The following is a 20779-nucleotide window of genomic DNA, read 5'->3' on the forward strand; positions in this document are numbered from 1 at the left end:
AAAAAATATGACGCTGTCCACTTATCCCGAGAAAGCCATAAGTTATTTGTATGAAGTTGGCGTACATGGCGGCATTCGACGCGCGGCGGATGCGCTCGGCATCAATCCCTCAGTGATCAGTCGGCAGCTGTCGTCACTGGAACGCAGCCTGCAACTGCCGCTGCTGGAACGACGGGGCCGTAACGTGGTGCTGACCGAAGCGGGCAGGATGCTGGCGGAGGATTTCGCGCAGACCAGCCAGCGCCGCAAGATGCTGGAGCGTCAGCTGCAGGATTTGCGTCATATGCGTGGTGGCTCGATCAACATTCGCATCGGGCAAGGCATGGTGGACGATGTGGTCAGGCATGTGGTGCAGGCGTTTTCCCGTGCCTATCCGGGCGTATTTGTGAACATCATGTCGGGCGATATGCAAACCACGGTAATACTGATTGCTAAAGGCGAAGTGGATATGGCGGTTAGCTTCGGACCGGCTGGACCACCGGGCGTGAAGTGCCTGAGTTTTCAGCGCGGGCCGATCTGCGCCATTGTGCCGCCGGATCATCCGCTGGCTGGCCTTTCTGCCGTCAGCGCCAGCGCATTAACCCAGCATCGCTTAATCGCCATGAATGAGAATTTTGGCTTGCAGCGCTACATCAACGCGATCTTCAAAAGTGAAGGCCTTATCTTTACCCCGTCTTACTGCTGCAACTTGTTTTCCAGCGCCATTGCCCTGACGCAGGCGGGTTTAGGCATCTCATTTATGACCGCGCAATCGGTGAAAGCCACGCTGCAACGCGGCGAGCTGGTAGCGATTCCGATCGAACATCGCATCGCACGTGAAAGTCAGTGTCATCTGCTGCGCAGCGCCGATCACCGTTTGACGCCCGCCGCGCACTATCTGTGGCAGCTGCTGAGCCAGTTTTTTACTGCTTCATTAGAGGAGGAGGTATCAGGGATATTCTGAATATCCAGGCGTGATTCTACTTTTTAATATCGGCGTGTATCTGGTCATTTAAAACCCATTAATAGATAACCCGATGAAAGATAAACTGGGATAAATGTAGAATAAGATAAATTACCCTACAGTCAGTTCCATTCAGCGCGTAATTAATCTGTCATGATGAAGTTTACCGCTGTTGATTAGCATTACTCTACTATTTACATTGTCAGGTATATTCCTTACGTGGATAACGCCGAATGAATTTTCGCACCGACATTAATGGGCTGCGCGCCTATGCCGTAATGTTAGTTATTCTCTTTCACTTCGGTTTTACACGGGTGAGCGGTGGGTTTCTCGGAGTTGACGTGTTCTTTGTCATCTCCGGCTATCTGATGACGAGTATTATCCTGTCTCGCCTTAGAAATAACCGTTTCTCTTTACTGGCTTTTTATGCCGCGCGCTGCCGGAGAATTATACCGCCCCTGATGGTGCTGTGCGTGATATTGATGCTGATGGGTTATTTTCTGATGCCGCCGGATGAATATAATAAAATGGCGGAGCACGCTGTATCCAGCCTTAGTTTTATCTCCAATGTGGTCTATTTCAAACAGGGTGGCTATTTTGATAGCGGCTCGATATATAAATGGTTACTGCACACCTGGTCATTAAGCGTCGAGTGGCAATTCTATTTGCTATTACCTCTGGCACTGATGTTCACGGCGCGTTTCCTGCACCAGCAGTTTGCCTGGGCAATGGGAATTGCCGCACTACTTTCATTCGGCCTGGTGCTGGTGATGGTGGCTACCCATTTTCATCTCACGGCAACTTATTATCTGTTACCAACGCGCGCATGGGAGATGCTGGCAGGCGGACTGCTGTATCTGACACCGAAAACGGCCTTGAGCGGCCAACGCTGGATTCCACCCGTCGCTATTTCAGGGCTGATAATCTGTGCGTTGTGTTTTGATGAAAGCATGGCCTGGCCCGGCATCATGACGCTCATTCCTGTGTTGCTGACGGCACTGATCATCCATGCCGGCGTGCAAAACAGCCGGTGGCTGAACAACCGTATTGTGCAGCACATCGGTAAAACCTCTTATTCGGTTTATTTATGGCACTGGCCGCTGTGGGTATTCTGGCATCTGGTCAATTGGCCTATCACGCTGGTTAGCCAGGCGCTGCTGATCCTGCTATCACTGGCTGCGGGTTGGGCTTCCTGGTTGCTAATAGAAAACAAGCAGGGTTGGCTGAGTGGCAGAACCTACGTCACTCTGGGACAAACTGCGCTGGTACTGTTAGTGGGCGTGTTCATTGTGGCAAACGCCGGGCTGCCTACACGCGCTCCGCAGGTGATCGCCAGCATCAAACACTATTCACAGGAGCGTTTTGTCAGCGGCGAAAAGTGTTTTGTCTTTAGTGGTACAACCTCGCCGCAATGCGTATTTGGTCAGGCTCGCCAGGTAAACCTGGTGGTATTGGGTGACAGCCATGCGGCGGCAATGTTGTCTTCAATTGTGGCAAGTGCCAGACCCAATGATGCGGTAGTGTTTATTGCGCAGTCGGGATGCCCGTCAATGCCGGATATTCATCGCAGCGCTAGCCCCGACTGCGGCGGTTTTGTGAAGAATGCGCTAATCGATATCGAACGAAAATATCCCCACGCTTCGGTGCTCATTATCAACCGTTTATCCTTCTACCTGCATGGCAGTTTTGGCAGCGGAAGCACGACGCCCGACTATAGTTTCCTGAATGAGAAGAGCTCGATTACTGCCTATCAACAGCATTTTGGCGCAGTAGTAAAACAGCTCGCCTCTCATCGCCGGGTATTTATCATGACGCCCGTGCCCGAGTTTGGTTACGACGTTATTTACCGCATGTCGCGCGATGCCATGCGCGGCAACGCATTGGCCATTCAGCAAACGCGGGCAGCATATCAATCACATAATCAGGAGACGCTGGCGATGTTAAATACCATTGCCGCACAATCCCCCAATGTCGCACTGCTCGATGCCACTCAGGCACTTTGTGATAGCAACTTCTGCTACGGTGCAAAAGACGACGTGCCGCTGTACCGCGATGATAACCACCTTTCAGAGGTGGGAAACAAGAGTCTGAGTGGCGTGTTTGCTGGTATGTGGCGGATGATTGATAGTATTTAGCGCGTTCTCATTAGGGATTAAACACTCTCTGGCCGCTTAAAAATTAGCGGCCGTTCAGCCATCCAGGTATTTAAACGGTTAAAATAAATAAACATATACGTTGCTAAATTATTATCGCTATGTCTTAATGCGTCATCGGTTTGGAACACAGACCTTATGAAAGCAGTTTTAGTAAAGCAGTCCTCAGTTCAAGTGTTATCCCTAGATATCCTTCTTCGAGAGCCTCCTCCTAAGTGCCCAATAAGTAAATCTTTCACTTCAGGCCATTATCGCCGCGTTGAGTGGCTCATCAATTAAGGAAGTATCTATGTCTAACAAAATGACTGGTTTAGTAAAATGGTTTAACTCTGATAAAGGTTTTGGCTTTATCACCCCTAACGATGGCAGCAAGGATGTATTCGTCCATTTCTCTGCTATCCAGAGCGACAACTACAAAACTCTTGATGAAGGTCAGCAAGTGTCCTTCACCATTGAAAACGGCGCTAAAGGCCCTGCAGCTGGCAACGTAACGCCGCTGTAAGCCCCGCCCATTATCAGTGACGCTTACAATAGCGATGAAGGCAACAGCCTGAGCAGATAAGTTCTGCTGATAATAAATAAACCCGCTTCGTGCGGGTTTTTTATTGTCTAAAATTTGCGTAACACATTATGGCAGGACATTGCGGCCATCGACGTGCAGGCCTGGCTTTGCGGGCATCCTGTTAGCTAACAGCAAAAATTAGTTTTTACGCTAATTTTCAATAACCTGCGCTATCCCCCACCATCAAGTCACTCTCTCAATTCCTTTTTTTAACGGCCAGGGACGTCAGTTGGCTAAATTTTTCATAAACTTAAGGTGCGTTAACCATGTAATCCGCAGATAACCGGGAAGACAACGGTTACTGAATTTTTGTGACTTACCTGACAACCAAAGGTTGTTGGCTGGATATAAGGGAAAACAATGCCATTACTATTTGGTGAGTTATCTGGTGCTCCGGTATGGGTGCCTGCTGTATTGCTCGTCACGCTTTCACTCATACTGGGTTTCCTGGCTCGATTTATACTTCTCAGATTCATTCGCTACTGGCAGAGCCGTGACAGAAAGCTCTTCAAATCGCTTGAAAAGCATCTTAGTGGGTCGATGTTTCTTTTTATTCCCTTACTGCTGATAAATGTGGGGGTTAACTATATAAGCATTCATCCGGATTCACTTGCCTTTATAACCACCACCACCAACGTATTTATTATCTTATCACTTTGCTCGATTTTAATTCGCTTGACGAATGTCGCTCAGGATATGCTGTTTATCCGTTATGACATTAATCTTTCAAATAATTTACGCGCCCGAAAAATACGCACTCAGATAATTTACGTTAAAAAGGTCGCGATCGTACTGCTCGTGTCATTCTGCCTTTCTCTGATTCTGTTGAGCTTCCCGGGTGTGCGAAAATTCGGCACGACAATCCTCGCCGGTGCTGGGGTTGCCGGGATAATCATTGGTTTTGCCCTGCAGAAATCGTTGGTGAACCTGTTCGCCGGTATTCAAATCGCCTTTACGCAACCGATAAAGATTGATGATGCGGTGGTGGTTGAAAATGAATGGGGCTGGATTGAGGAGATAAATCTAACCTACGTGGTGGTGCGCATCTGGGACTTACGCCGGTTGGTGCTGCCAATTACCTACTTCACCGAAAATGCCTTCCAGAACTGGACGCGGAATAATGCGCAAATATTAGGCTCGGTTTTTCTTTACCTTGATTACTCCATGCCCTTAGATCCTCTGCGTAAACATTTTGAAAAAGTATTGAGTGAAACCAAACTCTGGGATCAACAAACTCAGGTGCTTCAGGTTACCGATACTAATGATAAAACCATGACGATCAGATTATTAATGACGGCACAGAACTCCCCTACAGCCTGGGATTTACGCTGCTACGTGCGGGAAAAAATGATTGAGTTTATTCAGCAAAATTATCCGCAGAGCCTGCCTCACGTGAGAGCAACACTGACTGAAGCCGCTGCTAAAGAGTTGGCTTAGACCGGCGTGGATGACAATAAAATCAGGAAGATGAGTGAACGGTCACCTCAACACGGCCATGCAATTATCACCTCAGAACAATGATTGCTGGTGATACCATTAAACCCTGAAGCTCAGGGTTTTTTATTACCTTGGATTTGATGATGCGATGCTGGAATAATTGGGGTATCCAACTTTTGCGACGTCAATCAGTTATGTAAAATGACTGCCTTATAAATAAGGATTTTTATGTTGCGCAAACCTCAGCTGGTCGGCTTACCCATTTTAATCACATCGCTATTTCTACTCACCGGCTGCCCGCCGCCTGCCGATTTCACCCAATGGCAGCGCCCTTCAACCACCGAAGATGACGTTAGGGCAGCGATGGCAGAGTGTGGCGAACCTACGGCAGGTTCATTAAGCCGCTTACCCGCTAACGAACAGGCATTGCAGTTCCAGTGTATGCAGCGTCTTGGTTTTATCCGGAAAAGTGGATTCGATTTCTGTGAAGTCAGGAAAGCGCTTCCGGCCTGCGTTGAGGAAAAACAGGGTCATCCCCTTAGCGTGTCCCAACTTGAAGCGTTGCCTTTTGACGCTGATGAGGGCTTCTACCCGATAAAGCCGGATTCGGGCCGGTCTGAAGATATGCAGGTTAGCTGGCGTAAAGTGGGAGCATCACAACACTATTCAGTTGAGGTTGCCAACAATCAGCAAGCACTGCCGATGATGTACGCCTGCGGTTATCCGAAACCTCTCGGCTCGAATCTGAAGGTCGCCAGCATTGGACGTACAGCCAAAGCGCAACGCTGTATGATCGACCATGGCTTTGAACCGAAGAACAAAATGATGCTGGTTTGCCGACCTTATCCGCAGGTGACGGGTTGTGAAGGTAACGGCGAAGGAAGCTGATATCGCGTCATGTTCGCTCTGGCTGATGTCGATTGGCAGAACCAAAAATAAGTCATCTTCGGGGAAACCCGCAGATTGCCCCGGAAATAAGCTATAGAGGTGAAAGAGACGCAACCTCATGCTGAAAAACATAGGGATCAGAGATCAGTTCAAAGACTTCATCACCCGGATACGTTACAGCCACATGATAGTGTTCTCCAGCAAATGCGCGTACTGCAGCCAAATCCTGCCAGTACGTCGCAAGGAAGAAATGCTCCCAATCACCCTGCGTTTGCCTCAACACAAATGCGCCCTTGTTTCCTTGCACACTGGCTGAGTGCTCCACGCCTGTTTCGTCCAGGTGTTTAGCGAAGCTCTCCGCATGTCTTAGCGGAACGCAACCGTGCCATGTCCTTACAATCATTCGCTTTTCCTCTGTTATTTACGGGACGATAACCATAGCATTACAAGAGCGGATGTTCATTCTGGTTGAAATGCTCTGTAAGGTTAAAATATCCAACAATAAAGAATCTCTTTTGCATAAGTCAAAGCTGTGACTGACTCTCCCCAACGACGTGTCCTGAACCGCTTGTTTCAGGATATATTTTTAAATACAGCCTTCACGTATTAATAGGACCAATAATAATCCCGCTCTCGATTTCCCAACCTGGCTGCAACACCCTACTAAATAATGGACGCAATATCAGGAAAAAATTGTCATTTATCTGATTAATTTAAAAAAGCCTTCACTAATTTTATATCAGCAGCCAAACTATCGAGCAAATAAAATCTGAGAACAAAATAATGGTAGCAGTTAAGCGGCTTTTCGATTACGTGCCTCCCCCTTAACGACATATAGCACCCATGCTAACGGAAGAAAGAATTATTATGAGAGATACATCACAAATAAAGAAGTTATCAAAACCACATTTATGTGAGACGTGAAATGTACTCTAACTCAATATGGATCATGTTAGAAAAGTCAGTCAACATTATCGGCTTGATATATATCAATGCCCTTATGGCAAAATACATTGGCCCTGAATATTATGGAAAGATAAACATCTCAACCTCTCTTTTTATATTCGTGCAAACGCTATCCTGGTTTGGTGGTCAAAATATTATATTTAAACGGATGAGTGAAAAAACAGATTCCGGAATTGCATTGGCGATGCATACCCAAAATCAACGGCGTATATTCTTCCTCCTATCCTCTGCCGCAGTTTTAATCTATCTCTATTTATTCACTGATTTGATTGTATTCTTATTCGGCGTTGCCAACTGCATCGCTACATATTATATTGTGATGGACTTCTTTTCCATCTACAACAACACTCAATTGAAATCTAAAATAAACACGATAACAAATGTAGTGGGTTTGTCTGTCGCGTTATTAATCAGGTTCTACATTTCATATTTTAAGCTGCCCATTTACTACTTCACAATACCTATTATCGTTATCCCACTCATCCCTTACATCATGCGTATCATCTATTTTAAGCAAACCACCAGCTTAAAAGAAAAGAGCAAGGGTGCCGGAATGTATAACCGGCACATGTTGTACACTGGGGGAGCTTTAATTTTATCAGGTTTATCAGCAGATATTTACACTCAGATATCGAGCATATTTTTGGCTAATATCCTTTCGTACTCTAACTTAGGCGTGTATAGCGTAGCGCTGACCATAGGAGGTGCATGGTCATTTGTAGTTCTGGCCTTGATAACAAGTTTCTTCTCAAAAATATACAGTGAAAAGAACCAAATAACCATTGATATGCTACTCATGAAAATCAATCGGCTTGTCATCCTGTTTTCGCTTATTGCTTTGGGTGGCTTCTATATTTTCGGCGATCTCTTCATACATTTACTCTATGGCGATAAATATATGGGTTCAGTCAATATTATTCCCATTATCATTATTGGCACAATGTTCTCTTCACTAGGAACAATTTGCTATCGCTATATGATTAAAGAGTCTGGATACACTTACCTGGCTAAAAAAATGGTTTTATGCTGCATCTTAACTATACCATTGTCCTGGCTAATGATTAATGCTTTCGGGATTAATGGTGCTGCATACTGTTTCTTGATTGTCGAAATTTTATCTTGCACGTTACTTAATTATTTTTTCAGAAATAAAACAATCTTCAAAATGCACCTTAACATTTTCAAAACGAGATAACCTTAATGAAAATGATAAAAAACACAGTGAGATCTGCATTAAAAATAAGCGCTTATATGTACCCTGAGTTTTGTGCTAAAACCCACTATTTTATTAAGTTCAAGAAAAAACTAAACTTAACCAATCCGACAAATTTCAATGAAAAAATTCAGTGGTTAAAATTTAATGAGTACAACGGTGACATCTATACTTTATGCGCTGATAAATACAAGGTCAGAGAGTATATCTCTTCCAAAGGATGCGATGAGATCCTTAATGTCCTATACGGTGTGTATGATGATCCGCAGGATATAGACTACAATGCACTACCCAATAAGTTTGCCCTTAAGTGCAACCATGGCGCGGGCTATAACATAATCTGCAATAACAAATCATCACTTGACTTTGAAAAGACCAACAAACAGCTCAGTAAATGGTTAAAAGAGGATTTCTCAGCCAATTTTATTGAGCCGCAGTACAAGAAGATAGAAAGAAAAATATTATGTGAAAAATACATTGAAAATGAACAAGGTGATTTCCCTGATGATTATAAATTCTACTGCTTTAATGGAAAACCTTACGCAGTAATGGTTTGCAAAGAACGAAAAAATGGAAATCCCAAATTCTATTATTTTGATATGAACTGGAATCCACTTCCTTTTGAGGATACAGTTGAATTGATAAATAAAAATGATTACCCAGAAATGCCAGATGGCTTTCAAAAAATGAAAGATTATGCGATTAAACTAGCATCAGATTTTAAATTTGTCCGTGCTGATTTTTATCTTCTCAATGGTTACGTTATTTTTGGCGAGTTAACATTTACCCCTTCTGCGGGACTCGATGTTACATTGCGCGAAGCCGATGCTATTTTAGGAAACCAACTAAAGTTGTAATTTATACGTGATCTTTTTACTCACTAATGGAGCAGAGAACCAGATTATTTAATCAGGCTGCTCCGCATCATTTTTTAATAAAATGCCATAGTTTAGGATCTTTGTGCCAAAGGCGGGTATTGAATACCCCCGCATCCTGACAGTGTTCACATCGCATCAATAAGCAGATTTAAATTTTAAACTGCGGCTCCTATTAGAAAATGAAACGGGCCATAACATGGCCCTTGTGCTCTGAACTTACGTTTCGTTCCGTTTAAGCATTAGTTTCTGCCCCCTGCCGGATACCGCAAGTGGCCTAAGTGACTGAACCTCAACGTCGACCTCATGACCTGCTGATCCGCACGCGGGCGGCTTGGGAAACCGTGCATAATCAAAGACGCCATCATACATATCTCCGCTGCCTAAGCGCATAGACCAGCACAACTACAAAGCAAAGCAGCGGCAAACCGTAAGCCACGGCCGTACTGACTTTGTCAGAGATCAGCCCCATGAAATAGGGCATTATCGCGCCGCCGACAATTGCCATGATCATAAACGAGCTGGCCTGTTTGGTAGACTGACCGAGATTTTTCACTCCCATGGCAAAGATGGTCGGGAACATGGTGGACATAAAGAAGAAGATGGCGATAAGCGCGATGACGGAGACATCACCAGCGCCCAGCATCACAATGCCACACAGCACGATGTTGATCAGCGCATAAGCCGCCAGCATCGCTGCCGGTTTCACTCGGCCCATCAGCCAGGTGGAAAAGAAGCGTCCCACCATAAAACAGATCATCGCAACCGAAAGCATATAAGCCGCGCTTTGGTTAGTGACGCCGTGCCAGTGCTCGGTGGCGTAGTTAATAAAGAAGGCGCCAACCCCAACCTGGGCGGCGACATAGAAGAACTGCGCAATCACCCCGCCGACAAAGTGTTTTTGCTGCCATAACGTGGCGCCGGGCTGCTGCACATGTTCGCTCGCGGACTCACGAATGTCCGGCAAAGCGGTACGTTTAAATAACAGCGCAATAGCGAGCACCACACACGCAATCACGACATAGGTCATTTTGACGCTGTCCTGCGCGGCTTCCTGACTGGCATGAGTAAAGAACAGCGAGCCACCAATCATTGGCCCAACAAACTGCCCCAAGCCATTAAAGGATTGCGCCAGATTAAGACGACGCTCCGCGCCGTTGGCATCGCCCAGCACCGTGGCATACGGGTTAGCCGCGGTTTCCAGGCAGCCAAGCCCGCAAGCCAGCACGAACAGCGCCAGCAGAAATACCGAGAAATCATTGACCATCGCCGCGGGTACAAACAGCAGCGCACCAATGGCGTACAGCGATAATCCCGCCAAAATGCCGGCCTTGTAGCCGTGACGACGCATAAAATAGCCGGCCGGCAGCGCGACAATAAAATAGGCACCGAAATAGGCCGCCTGTAATAGTCCCGATTGCGCTTTGGTGACGTTTAACGTTTCCTGAAAGTGTTTATTCAGCACATCCAGCAGGCCGTATGACACGCCCCACATGAAAAACAGGGTGGTAATTAGCATGAACGCCCAGCGCAGGCTAATAGTTCCCCCGACGCCCATATTTTCTGGCGTCTCGACGCGTTGTGTAGACATGGTTATATCCTCGTAGGGTACAGTCGGTAAGTGTTGTTATTGGTCCTGCAAAGAGAATATTCGCGCCATCGCCACCCATTTTTCCCCTGCGGGCGTCCACGGCGTTGGCTGCTGAAACTGCCACATCAGCGCTTCCCAGCGCTGAATATGCGGATTCTGTTCAGCGGCCTGAGCAAAATCCTGCGCGTTAAACCGATCGTTCACCTCCATCACCATAAAAAGTCGGGTGCCAAGCCGGTAGATCTCCATATTGACGAGGCCATGCTGGCGTAGATGCTGCGCCACTTCCGGCCAGATGCGTTGATGCAGGCGCTGGTATTCAGCGATCTTGTCGGCCTCATCTACCAGATCCAGCGCCAGACAATAGCGTTCGGTTACGCTACTCATAACAGCGCCCGATCGAGATGCAGATAGCCGCCATCAACGCTCAGCCACTCGCCCGTGGTGTGGGAAGCGCGCGACGACAGCAAAAACACGACGGTGTTAGCGATCTCTTCCGGTGTGGTCATGCGTTGGCCGAGTGGAATACGTTGGGTGATTTTCGCCAGTTCGCCCTGCGGATCGGCAAAGGTGCCGATCCAGCGCTCATACAGCGGCGTCATCACTTCGGCGGGCACCACGGCGTTAACCCGCACACCGCTGCTACGCAGTGACACCGCCCACTCCCTCGTCAGTGCCAGAATTGCCCCTTTCGCCGCGCAGTAGCCGCTGGTGCCGCCCTGCCCGCTCAACGCGGTTTTTGAGGCAATATTGACGATGGCTCCTCTGCTGTTTTCCAGCGCGCGCTGGCAGAAATGCGTCATCTGGTAATAGTGGATAAGGTTCTTTTCCAGTGAGCTGACAAAAGCACTGCGCCCCGCTTCCAGCCCAACGCCATCGTTGACGCCCGCATTGTTCACCAGTCCGTCGATGCGGCCAAACTGTTGCTGCACGGCTTCAACCGCACGCTGGCAGTTCTGCTCATCGCACAGATCGGCCAGCAGCACTTCCGTTTGCGGTTGCAGCTCGCGCAAGCTGGCCAGCCACATCTCATCGGGCTGCGCGTTGCTGACGATCACCGGAATGGCGCCCTCTTCCGCCAGCAAACGTGAGATGGCCGCACCGATGCCCGATCCGCCGCCGGTGACGATAATCACTTTATCCTGCAAAAACAGATTCATGCTTCTCTCCTGTCAGGCTATATACCTGCGCCGCCGTGTTGCCCCAAATGGCGGCCTGTTCGTCGGTTGCAAGCTCAGCCGTCGCGTCCTCAATCAGCTGCGCCACTGCGTGGTACTCCGCTGCCAGCAGGCAGACGGGCCAGTCTGAGCCAAACATCAGGCGCTGCGGACCGAAACGCGCCAGCGCCTCATCGATAAAAGGCCGCAGCTGCGCACTGTGCCATTGACCCTGCGGCGCCTCGGTCACCAGACCCGATAATTTGCAGACCACGTGCGGCATTGCGGCCAGTTCCGCCACCTGTTCGCCCCACGCCTGCGCGCCGCGCGCAATATCCGGTTTGCCGAGGTGATCAAGCACCAGCCAGTGGCGATCGTGCTGCGCGGCAAATTGAGTGGCGTCTGCCAGATGCCGCCAGGTCACCAGCATTTCCCATACGTAATCACGCTGCTGCAGCTGACGGATGCCGCTCGCCACGCGCGGTTGCCTTAGCCATGCGGCGGGATCGCGCTCATCCTGCACCTGATGGCGGAACCCCCGCAGCAGCGGATGCTGCAACGCTTCCAGCTGCGGCGTCAGGTCCATCGCGCTGACGTCAATCCAGCCAACTACCTGTGTTGCCGCTTGCTGCTGCGCCCACTGCAACAGTTGCTGCGTCTCCGCTACACACTGCCGCGCCTGAACCGCAATTGAGCCCTGCAGCTGACGTTGCGCCAGCAGCGGTGCGAGATCGTCCGGTAAATAATCCTGTTGCAGGCGCGTCATGGATTCCGCGATCCACGCATAATCCTCCGCGTCGTAGCGCCAGAAATGCTGATGAGCGTCGATTCGCACCTCAGCCTCCCTGCGCGCGATAGCGGTATTGCTCGCGCGAAGCGGGATACATCTCGATCGAAAAGCCGGGCGCGGTGGGCGGCATATAGGCGGCGCCGCGCACTTCGCACGGATGTAAAAAGTGTTCATGCAGATGATCGACATACTCAATGACCCGGCCTTCATGGCTACCGGCAATGCAAACGAAGTCGATCATCGACAGGTGCTGGACGTATTCGCACAATCCAACGCCGCCGGCATGCGGACACACCGGCAACTGGTATTTCGCTGCCATTAGCATCACCGCCAGCACTTCATTTACGCCACCGAGGCGACAAGCGTCGATCTGCACCACGTCAATCGCTTCGCGCATAATCAGCTGCTTGAAGATGATGCGGTTCTGGCACATTTCACCGGTTGCCACCTTCACCGGCGCGACGCCCTGGCGAATTTTGCGATGCCCTTCAATATCATCCGGACTGGTGGGTTCCTCAATAAACCACGGTCGCGCGAAGGCCAGCTGCTGTACCCAATCAATCGCGTCATTCACTTCCCACACCTGGTTGGCATCGATCATTAACTGGCGATCCGGTCCCAGCACTTCACGCGCAATGCGCACGCGGCGAATATCATCTGCGAGGTCACGTCCGACTTTCAGCTTGATGTGTGAGAATCCGGCATCGACCGCCTGCTGGCACAGGCGACGCAGTTTATCGTCGTCGTAACCGAGCCAGCCCGCCGAGGTGGTGTAGCAGGGATAACCGTGCTGCTCCAGCTCACGGATGCGCTGCGCTTTGCCAGCCTGCTGCGCCGTCAACAGTGCCAGCGCTTCGTCCGGCGTGATGCAGTCAGTGAGGTAGCGGAAATCGATGCAGCGCACCAGCTCCTGCGGCGACATATCGGCCACCAGCCGCCACAGCGGCTTCTCTTCCGATTTCGCCCACAGATCCCATACTGCGTTGACCACCGCACCGGTCGCCAGGTGAATCGCGCCTTTATCTGGGCCGATCCAGCGCAGCTGGCTGTCGCTAGTGATGTCGCGCCAGAACTGCCCCATATCGGCGGTGATTGACTCCAGCTGACGGCCGACAATCAGGTGTTCCAGGGCGCGTATCGCCGCACAGCAAATTTCATTGCCGCGCCCAATGGTAAAGGTGAGTCCGTGACCACTCATCGCCGCGTTATCCGTCTCGATGATGACGTAAGCAGCCGAGTAATCCGGATCCGGATTCATCGCATCCGAACCGTCGAGCTGTTCGGAGGTGGGAAAACGGATATCTTCCACCCGCAGTGCGGTAAGTCTGGTCATTGTTCGCTGCCCTCGGTGATTTGACGCTGCTCGCCCAACCCGGCGATACCTAACCTGATGACTTGCCCTGCTCGCAGATAGACCGGCGGTTTTTGCCCCATGCCGACGCCCGGCGGTGTGCCGGTTGAGATGATGTCGCCCGGCTGCAGGCTCATAAACCGACTGAGATAGCTGATGATGTGTGCGACCGTGAAGATCATGGTGCGGGTGTTACCGTTCTGATAGCGCTTGCCGTCAACTTCCAGCCACAGATCGAGCTGCTGCGGATCGGCGATTTCATCGGCGGTCACCAGCCACGGACCAATCGGACCAAAGGTGTCGCAGCCTTTGCCTTTGTCCCAAGTGCCGCCGCGCTCAATTTGATATTCACGTTCCGAGACGTCGTTGACCACGCAGTAACCCGCCACATGTGACAGCGCATCCGCTTCTGCGATGTAGCTGCCGCCTTTGCCAATCACCACGCCCAGCTCTACTTCCCAGTCGGTTTTCACCGAACCGCGAGGAATGCGCACCGCATCGTTTGGCCCCACCACGGCGCTGGTCCATTTGCTAAACACCACCGGCTCTTGCGGGATGTCGGCACCGGTTTCGGCGGCGTGATCGGCATAGTTCAGGCCGATACAGATAAATTTGCCGATATGCCCAACGCAGGCACCAATGCGCGGTTGGCCGCTGATTTTGGGCAGTTCACTGAGCGGCAGCTGACGCAGCCTTTCCAGTTCTGCAGGCAGTAGCGCATCGCCGGCGATGTCATCAATAAAGTGCGACAAATCGCGCAGTTCACCCTGTTGATCCAGCATTGCCGGACGCTCTTTTCCCGGCTCGCCCACTCGTAATAATTTCATGACTGCACTCCTGTTAGTTGCTCCAGCCGCCATCAATAATCTGTGCGGTGCCGGTGATATAAGCGCTGGCATCGGAAGCCAGATAGGCCGCCAGATAAGCGATCTCCTCTGTGGTACCGATACGGCCAATGGGCTGACGCGCGACAAAGGCGTCATACACTTCCGCCTCCGTGCGGCCTTCCGCCTCGGCCTGCGCGGCGATGCGCTGGCGTAGCGAAGGCGAATCGACCGTGCCGGGGCAGATGGCGTTGCAGCGGATGCCGTCACCGATGTAATCCGCCGCCACTGAGCGCGTCAGGCCAATCACCGCCGCTTTGGTCGCACTGTAGGCAAAGCGATTGACCACGCCTTTCACGCTGGATGCCACCGATGACATGTTAATGATCGAGCCCTGCTGCTGTTGCAGCATCCCCGGCAGAAATGCCTGAATCATGTGAAACATCGCCGTGACGTTGAGGTCGAGCGCGAACTGCCACTCCTTTTCGCTGCACGCCAGCAGGCTGCCGCTGTGGACCACGCCGGCACAGTTAAACAGCACATCGAGCGTGCCGAGCTCCTGCGCCGCCGCGCTAATTGCCTGACGATCGGTAACATCCAGCTGATAAGCGCGGATACCTTGCAGATTTTGTAGCGCGGCAAGGTTGATATCGCTGGCAATAACCTCTGCGCCCTGCTGCGCAAAGTAACGCGCGCTGGCCAAGCCGATGCCTTGCCCGGCGGCGGTGATTAACACGCGTTTTCCGGATAAATTCATTGCATTTCCTCTGGTCCAAAGATCTAATGGTCAGGCCATTAAAAGTGAGTTTTACCCTTGTGAGAGGGCAAATAACGCTGGCAACTTTTTCGCTGACGCATTACGTTTTATTGACAATTGCGTAACATTGACAAGTGCGCTGATGATTATTTGTGCATCCGATCACTTAATTTATTTAGACAGGTAGCAGTGCGATGCCGATAAAAAAGATGGAAAACCCCAGGCTTTACAGACAAATAGCCGACCAGTTAATTAAGCTTATCGACAACAACGAATTTCCTCCCGGCAGTCGCCTGCCAGCGGAACGCGAGTTGGCCGAGCAGCTGCAGGTGAGTCGCGCATCGGTACGTGAAGCGCTGATTGCGCTGGAAGTGATTGGGTTGGTGGATGTCAAAGTCGGCAATGGCGTGATTGTGAAAGCGCGGTCGAGTACGCAGGAGCCGGTGATGATGCAGGCCGGGCGCAACCAGTGGATTGAGCCGGACGATGAGCTGGGGATCAATCTGGATTTCTCCACCGAGCTGCCGCCGTTCTCGCTGCTGCAAGCGCGACGCCTGATTGAGCCGGAGGCCGCTGCGCTGGCCGCTGTGCATGCCAGCGATCAGGAATTGGCGCTGATCCGCGCGGCCTATCTGCAAAACTGCGAAGATAATCGCGCGCAATCGCGCACCCATCCCGGCGACCGTTTATTCCATATTCGCATCGCCCAGGCGAGCGGCAATCCGGCGTATGGTTTTATCATTGGCCACCTGCTCGGCCATCGCTATGGCAGCATGTTCCGCATGTTACAGGCGCACTATACGCCCAGCGATATGCCGCTGGTTTCGGAAACCGAACATATGGACATTCTCTCAGCGCTTGAAAAACGTGATGCGAAGGCAGCCCGAGCCGCGATGAAGAAGCATATCGACCGGGTGATTGCGACCTTTGAGCGGGTGCAGGAGTGAACGCGCCCGCTGTGGGCTGCTTTTCCCAGGTTGGCAATGGCTGTCAAACTTACTGCGAAAATAGCCGAACCGGACACCAGAACTGCCAGGTGTCCGGAACCGCTCTTTTTTCAGACGCTTATCTTATTTAATTAGGCTAGATGACGGCGCAGCGGGTTTCCTGATGCGGAACCAGATGGCGTACATCGCCGGTAAAAACACCAGCGTCATGATAGTGCCGCCAAACGTACCGCCGATCAGTGTGTAAGCCAACGTGCCCCAGAAAACCGAATGCGTTAGCGGAATAAACGCCAGAATGGCCGCCAGTGCGGTCAATAATACTGGCCTGGCACGCTGCACTGTCGCCTCGACAATCGCATTAAACGGATCGAAACCTTCCCGCTCATTCTGGTGGATTTGACCTATCAAAATCAGCGTATTGCGCATCAGAATACCTGACAGCGCGATCAGTCCGACCAGCGCATTAATGCCGAATGGCTGCTGGAACAGCAGCAGCATCGGAACCACGCCGATCAGCCCTAGCGGCGCGGTCAAAAACACCATAATCATTGCCGAGATTGAACGGACCTGCAGAATGATGATCAGCAGCGTCAGGGCAATCATAATCGGGAACAGTGGAAGCATCGCTTTTGTCGCCTTAGCCGATTCCTCAATCGAGCCAGCCTGCTCGATGCGATATCCCGGTGGCAGCGATGCCATTAGTGGCTGAAGCTCCTGAAGGAGTGCCGATGACACATCCGGGGGCTGCAGTCCGTCGGCGATATCTCCACGCACCGTGATCGTCGGCGTTCTGTCACGCCGGCGCAGCAGCGGCTCTTCCATGCGTATCTCGGTTTCACCAAGCTGCGAGAGGGGAATGCGCTGACCATCGGCGCCAGCGAGCGTCAGTGCATCGATGCGTGCAGGATCGAGGCGCACGTCTCCTGCTGCGCGCCCCGTCACTTCCACAGAGCGGATATCCTCGCGGATTGCCGTGATAGGCGCACCGCTCAGCAGGAATTGCAGCTGCCGAGCTGCCGTGGCAGGCGTCAGCCCCATCGACTGCAACCGATCCTGATCCAACCTGAAGTGCATCACCGGTACGCGTGAGCCCCAATCGGTGTTGACGGTGCGCATCATTGGGCTGGCCTGCATCAACGCTTTTACCTGCGCCGCCAGCTGACGCAGCTTGTCAGGATCCGGGCCCATCACCCGGTAAGCCACCGGATAAGGCGAGTAAGGGCCGAAAACCAGCTGGGTCACGCGCACCTGCGCCTCCGGCGCCAGCCCATCTGCCGCCGCTTTACGCAGCCGCAGCTTCAGCGCTTCGCGTTCCTGCTCCCCATTGGTCAGCACCACTATTTTCGCAAAAGAGGGATCCGGTAGCTCCGGGGCCATCGCCAGGTAGAAGCGCGGCGCACCTTGCCCGATATACGCGGTTACCGTACTGGTTTCAGGTTGCTTGCGCAGCCACTGCTCAATCCGCGCGGTGGTCAGGCTGGTCTGCTGAATAGCGGTGCCGTAGGGCATCTGCACTTCAACCAGCACCTCAGGACGATCGGAGGTGGGGAAAAACTGCTTTTTCACCACTCCCATGCTGAGGATAGCGACGGCAAAACAGCCCACCACCGCGCCAGCCACCCACCACTTATGCGTGATGACCGTTGCCAGTAAGCGTCTGAAGCGATTGTAGTGACGGGTATTGTAGATTGCCGCGTGGCCACCGGCTACCGGCTTGATATCAGGCAACATCTTTACGCCGAGATAAGGGGTAAATACCACCGCCACCACCCATGAGGCAATCAGGGCAATCCCCACGATCCAGAACATGTTGCTGGTATATTCCCCCGCCGTTGACTGCGCAAAGCCGTTGGGCATGAAGCCAATCGCCGTGACCAGCGTACCTGCCAGCATGGGTGCCGCCGTATGGCTCCAGGCATAGGCCGACGCCTTAACGCGGTCATAGCCCTCTTCCATTTTTACCACCATCATCTCTATCGCGATGATGGCGTCATCAACCAGTAAGCCCAGCGCGAGAATAAGTGAACCCAGCGTGATGCGGTCAAAGTTTTTCCCGGTAGCGGCCATGACCACGAACACCACGGCAAGCGTCAGCGGCACTGCGGCAGCGACCACAATACCCACACGCCAGCCCATGCTGATAAAGCAAACCACCATCACCACCAGCAAAGCCACGAAGAACTTAATCATGAACTCATCGACAGCCGAACTGATGTTTACCGCCTGATCGGAAACCCGGCTCAGCGTCATGCCTAGCGGCATGCCGTCATTGATGTTACCAACCTCTTTTTCCAGTGCCTTACCCAGCTCAAGGCCGTTCCACCCTTCCCTCATTACGACGCTCAACATCAACGCCGGCTCGCCATCATTGCGGATAAGGAAATCTGGCGGGTCAACATAACCGCGCTCGATCTTCGCGACATCCGCAAGCCGCAGCGTATGGTTAGCCGCAACGACCGGCGTATTACGAATTTTTTCCAGCGTATCCAGCGCGCCATCAAGGCGAATAAACACCTCGGGGCCGCGCGTCTGAACAGAACCGGCGGGCGACAGGGCATTCTGCCCGTTCAGCGCGTTGAAAATCTGCTCTGGCGCTATGCCCAGCGTGGCGAGGCGATCGCTGGAGAAGGAGACATAAATGCGCTCGGCCTGCTCTCCGGTGATGGTCACTTTTTTTACGCCCGGCACGTGCAGCAACTGCTGGCGGAGTTTTTCGGCATCGCGAGTCAAAAAGCGCTGCGGTTCACCTTTGGCTTTCAGGGCATAGAGGGCAAAAACCACGTCTGAGAATTCATCGTTAACCATCGGCCCGATTACACCAGGCGGCAGGTTGCGCGCCTCATCGCTGAGCTTTTTCCGCGCCTGGTAAAACTGCTCCTGCACCTCCGCGGGCGGCGTGCTGTCCTGCAGCGAGACCATGGTGTAAGCCATACCGGGGCGGGTGTACGTCTCGCTGCGATCGTACCACTTCAGCTCCTGCAGGCGTTTCTCCAGCGGTTCGGCAACCTGATCCTGCATCTCCTGCGCGGTGGCACCCGGCCAGGCGGTGATCACCGTGAGCTGCTTGACGGTGAACGGCGGATCTTCAGCTCGCCCCAGTCCGAGAAAAGCGATCACACCTGCTACCGTAACGAGGAGGATGAGGAACAACGTGACTGACCGTTCACGCACCGCTAAGGCCGACAGATTAAAGCGATGCTGGCTCATGGCGTGACGCCTTCTGGCTCTGGCGCTCCGCTGCGGACCGCTTCACCCTCATGAAGCAGATGCGCGCCTAGCGCTGCCACCTGCTCCCCGCCATGAAGCGGACCCGACACGCGTGCGCTGTCATCGCTGATGCCGAGTAGCGTGACTGCGCGCCAGGTCACTTTTGCAGGTTTACCTGTCACCACCCAGACGCCTGGACCGCTCCCGGCATCCCATAATGCACCGAGCGGAATCGACCAGGACTCTCCGGCACCGGCAGATTCAGGAATACGTAACGTGACCGTTGAACCCAGCGGCGCACTGGCAGCGGCACCGCTCAGCACGTAGCGTGCTTCATAGGTACGGGTTGCAGCATCAGCCGCGTCCGACAGCTCGCGCAACCTGGCCTCGTTGACGATCTGGCTGCCATAGATCACGGCCGTCGCTGTCGATCCGACCTGCGGCCGTAGCGTCTCAGGCAGACTGACCATCGCCTCACGCTGCCCGGCTCGCGCAAGGCGTACAACGGTTTGACCGGCGCTGACCACCTGACCGGGATCGGCCAAAGTATCGACTACCACGCCATCTGCGTCAGCGCTCAGTACAGCATATTGCGAAGCGTTGATCGCCACGCGGGCCTGCGCCTGCGCAGCGCTCAGATCGGCGCGCGCTGCCTCTGCTGCAGCGCGGATCTGACTGTAAGAGGAGGCAGAAACCGCACCGGTGCCGACCAGTCCGCGATAGCGATTCTCATCATCGCCGGCCTGTCGCGCCCGTGCCTGCGCGGCGTTTACCACTCCTTCCGCTGCGCGTACCTGCAAAGCCAGATCGGCCGGGTCGAGTTTCATCAGGAGCTGACCGCGCCTGACGCTTTGGCCCTTATCAACCAGACGTTCGAGGACTTTGCCCGATACGCGAAATCCAAGATCGCTCTGGACGCGCGCCGCAACCGTGCCGGTAAAAACCCGCGCGTTTTCTGCGGCAGGCTGCACCGCAGCCGTCCTGATCAGAGGCGGTTGGGTACGCGGATCGTCAGCGGACGATGCCGGTTCGCCGCAGCCGGTCACAAGGCAGGCGACTGAGAAAAACAGGAGATGCCGGAGCATGGGTTACCTTACTCAAGGAAAGTGTGAGTACCC

At 52.5% G+C, this 20779-nt stretch carries 18 protein-coding genes; 8 read left to right on the forward strand and 10 right to left on the reverse strand.

Features of this window, described 5'->3' with window-relative positions:
* Nucleotides 1-7 precede the first annotated feature (7 nt).
* The 5 genes from WH298_RS21810 (at nucleotide 8) to WH298_RS21830 (ending at nucleotide 5983) form a co-directional block, all read left to right on the forward strand.
* Nucleotides 8-943, forward strand: coding sequence for a LysR family transcriptional regulator (locus WH298_RS21810; protein WP_180824026.1), 936 nt, complete (start codon nucleotides 8-10; stop codon nucleotides 941-943).
* Between the two features lie 233 nt (nucleotides 944-1176).
* Nucleotides 1177-3078 (forward strand): acyltransferase family protein, encoded by a 1902-nt coding sequence (locus WH298_RS21815; RefSeq protein ID WP_180824027.1) that lies wholly within the window; start codon nucleotides 1177-1179, stop codon nucleotides 3076-3078.
* A gap of 307 nt (nucleotides 3079-3385) precedes the next feature.
* Nucleotides 3386-3598: a transcription antiterminator/RNA stability regulator CspE gene (gene cspE / locus WH298_RS21820; protein WP_007885867.1), complete on the forward strand. Its 213-nt coding sequence runs from the start codon at nucleotides 3386-3388 to the stop codon at nucleotides 3596-3598.
* A gap of 420 nt (nucleotides 3599-4018) precedes the next feature.
* Nucleotides 4019-5095: a mechanosensitive ion channel family protein gene (locus tag WH298_RS21825; protein WP_180824028.1), complete on the forward strand. Its 1077-nt coding sequence runs from the start codon at nucleotides 4019-4021 to the stop codon at nucleotides 5093-5095.
* Nucleotides 5096-5323: 228 nt separating this feature from the next.
* Nucleotides 5324-5983, forward strand: a complete 660-nt coding sequence (locus WH298_RS21830) for a hypothetical protein (protein ID WP_180824029.1) — start codon at nucleotides 5324-5326, stop codon at nucleotides 5981-5983.
* A 91-nt stretch (nucleotides 5984-6074) separates the two neighbouring features.
* Here WH298_RS21830 and WH298_RS21835 read toward each other — a convergent pair whose 3' ends face one another.
* Nucleotides 6075-6386, reverse strand: coding sequence for a hypothetical protein (locus WH298_RS21835; RefSeq protein ID WP_007885862.1), 312 nt, complete (start codon nucleotides 6384-6386; stop codon nucleotides 6075-6077).
* A 546-nt stretch (nucleotides 6387-6932) separates the two neighbouring features.
* Here WH298_RS21835 and WH298_RS21840 point away from each other — a divergent pair.
* Both WH298_RS21840 and WH298_RS21845 read left to right on the forward strand, forming a co-directional pair.
* Complete coding sequence (locus WH298_RS21840) at nucleotides 6933-8144, forward strand: oligosaccharide flippase family protein (RefSeq protein WP_238344502.1); 1212 nt, start codon at nucleotides 6933-6935, stop codon at nucleotides 8142-8144.
* A 5-nt stretch (nucleotides 8145-8149) separates the two neighbouring features.
* Nucleotides 8150-9019 (forward strand): ATP-grasp fold amidoligase family protein, encoded by an 870-nt coding sequence (locus tag WH298_RS21845; RefSeq protein WP_180824031.1) that lies wholly within the window; start codon nucleotides 8150-8152, stop codon nucleotides 9017-9019.
* Nucleotides 9020-9401: 382 nt separating this feature from the next.
* Here WH298_RS21845 and fucP read toward each other — a convergent pair whose 3' ends face one another.
* From fucP to WH298_RS21880, 7 genes are read right to left on the reverse strand one after another with little or no spacing between them, the layout of a single operon-like run.
* Nucleotides 9402-10628, reverse strand: coding sequence for an L-fucose:H+ symporter permease (fucP, locus tag WH298_RS21850; protein WP_180824032.1), 1227 nt, complete (start codon nucleotides 10626-10628; stop codon nucleotides 9402-9404).
* A gap of 36 nt (nucleotides 10629-10664) precedes the next feature.
* Nucleotides 10665-11015, reverse strand: a complete 351-nt coding sequence (locus WH298_RS21855; RefSeq protein WP_180824033.1) for an L-rhamnose mutarotase — start codon at nucleotides 11013-11015, stop codon at nucleotides 10665-10667.
* Nucleotides 11012-11788 carry an L-fucose dehydrogenase gene (locus WH298_RS21860; RefSeq protein ID WP_049853221.1) on the reverse strand — a complete coding sequence of 259 codons (777 nt, stop codon included), beginning with the start codon at nucleotides 11786-11788 and terminating at the stop codon, nucleotides 11012-11014. The genes WH298_RS21855 and WH298_RS21860 overlap by 4 nt, the downstream gene beginning before the upstream one ends.
* Entirely contained in the window at nucleotides 11766-12620 is an 855-nt protein-coding gene (locus tag WH298_RS21865) for an amidohydrolase family protein (protein WP_180824034.1), read from the reverse strand. Before WH298_RS21865 ends, WH298_RS21860 begins: the two co-directional genes overlap by 23 nt.
* Before the next feature lies 1 nt (nucleotide 12621).
* Nucleotides 12622-13908 carry an L-fuconate dehydratase gene (locus WH298_RS21870; protein WP_049853219.1) on the reverse strand — a complete coding sequence of 429 codons (1287 nt, stop codon included), beginning with the start codon at nucleotides 13906-13908 and terminating at the stop codon, nucleotides 12622-12624.
* Nucleotides 13905-14753 carry a fumarylacetoacetate hydrolase family protein gene (locus tag WH298_RS21875; protein ID WP_049853218.1) on the reverse strand — a complete coding sequence of 283 codons (849 nt, stop codon included), beginning with the start codon at nucleotides 14751-14753 and terminating at the stop codon, nucleotides 13905-13907. Before WH298_RS21875 ends, WH298_RS21870 begins: the two co-directional genes overlap by 4 nt.
* A 13-nt stretch (nucleotides 14754-14766) precedes the next feature.
* Nucleotides 14767-15507, reverse strand: coding sequence for an SDR family oxidoreductase (locus WH298_RS21880; protein WP_180824035.1), 741 nt, complete (start codon nucleotides 15505-15507; stop codon nucleotides 14767-14769).
* A gap of 194 nt (nucleotides 15508-15701) precedes the next feature.
* Here WH298_RS21880 and WH298_RS21885 point away from each other — a divergent pair, with 194 nt between their 5' ends.
* Nucleotides 15702-16454: a FadR/GntR family transcriptional regulator gene (locus tag WH298_RS21885; RefSeq protein ID WP_007885852.1), complete on the forward strand. Its 753-nt coding sequence runs from the start codon at nucleotides 15702-15704 to the stop codon at nucleotides 16452-16454.
* Nucleotides 16455-16577: 123 nt separating this feature from the next.
* On the opposite strand, the gene WH298_RS21890 is transcribed toward WH298_RS21885, so the two are convergent.
* Nucleotides 16578-19661 carry an efflux RND transporter permease subunit gene (locus tag WH298_RS21890; RefSeq protein ID WP_180824036.1) on the reverse strand — a complete coding sequence of 1028 codons (3084 nt, stop codon included), beginning with the start codon at nucleotides 19659-19661 and terminating at the stop codon, nucleotides 16578-16580.
* On the reverse strand, nucleotides 19658-20746 hold the full coding sequence (locus tag WH298_RS21895) for an efflux RND transporter periplasmic adaptor subunit (protein WP_180824037.1): 1089 nt from the start codon (nucleotides 20744-20746) through the stop codon (nucleotides 19658-19660). The genes WH298_RS21890 and WH298_RS21895 overlap by 4 nt, the downstream gene beginning before the upstream one ends.
* Nucleotides 20747-20779 lie beyond the last annotated feature (33 nt).

It is taken from the genome of Pantoea nemavictus (assembly GCF_037479095.1).
Taxonomy (GTDB): Bacteria; Pseudomonadota; Gammaproteobacteria; order Enterobacterales; family Enterobacteriaceae; genus Pantoea; species Pantoea nemavictus.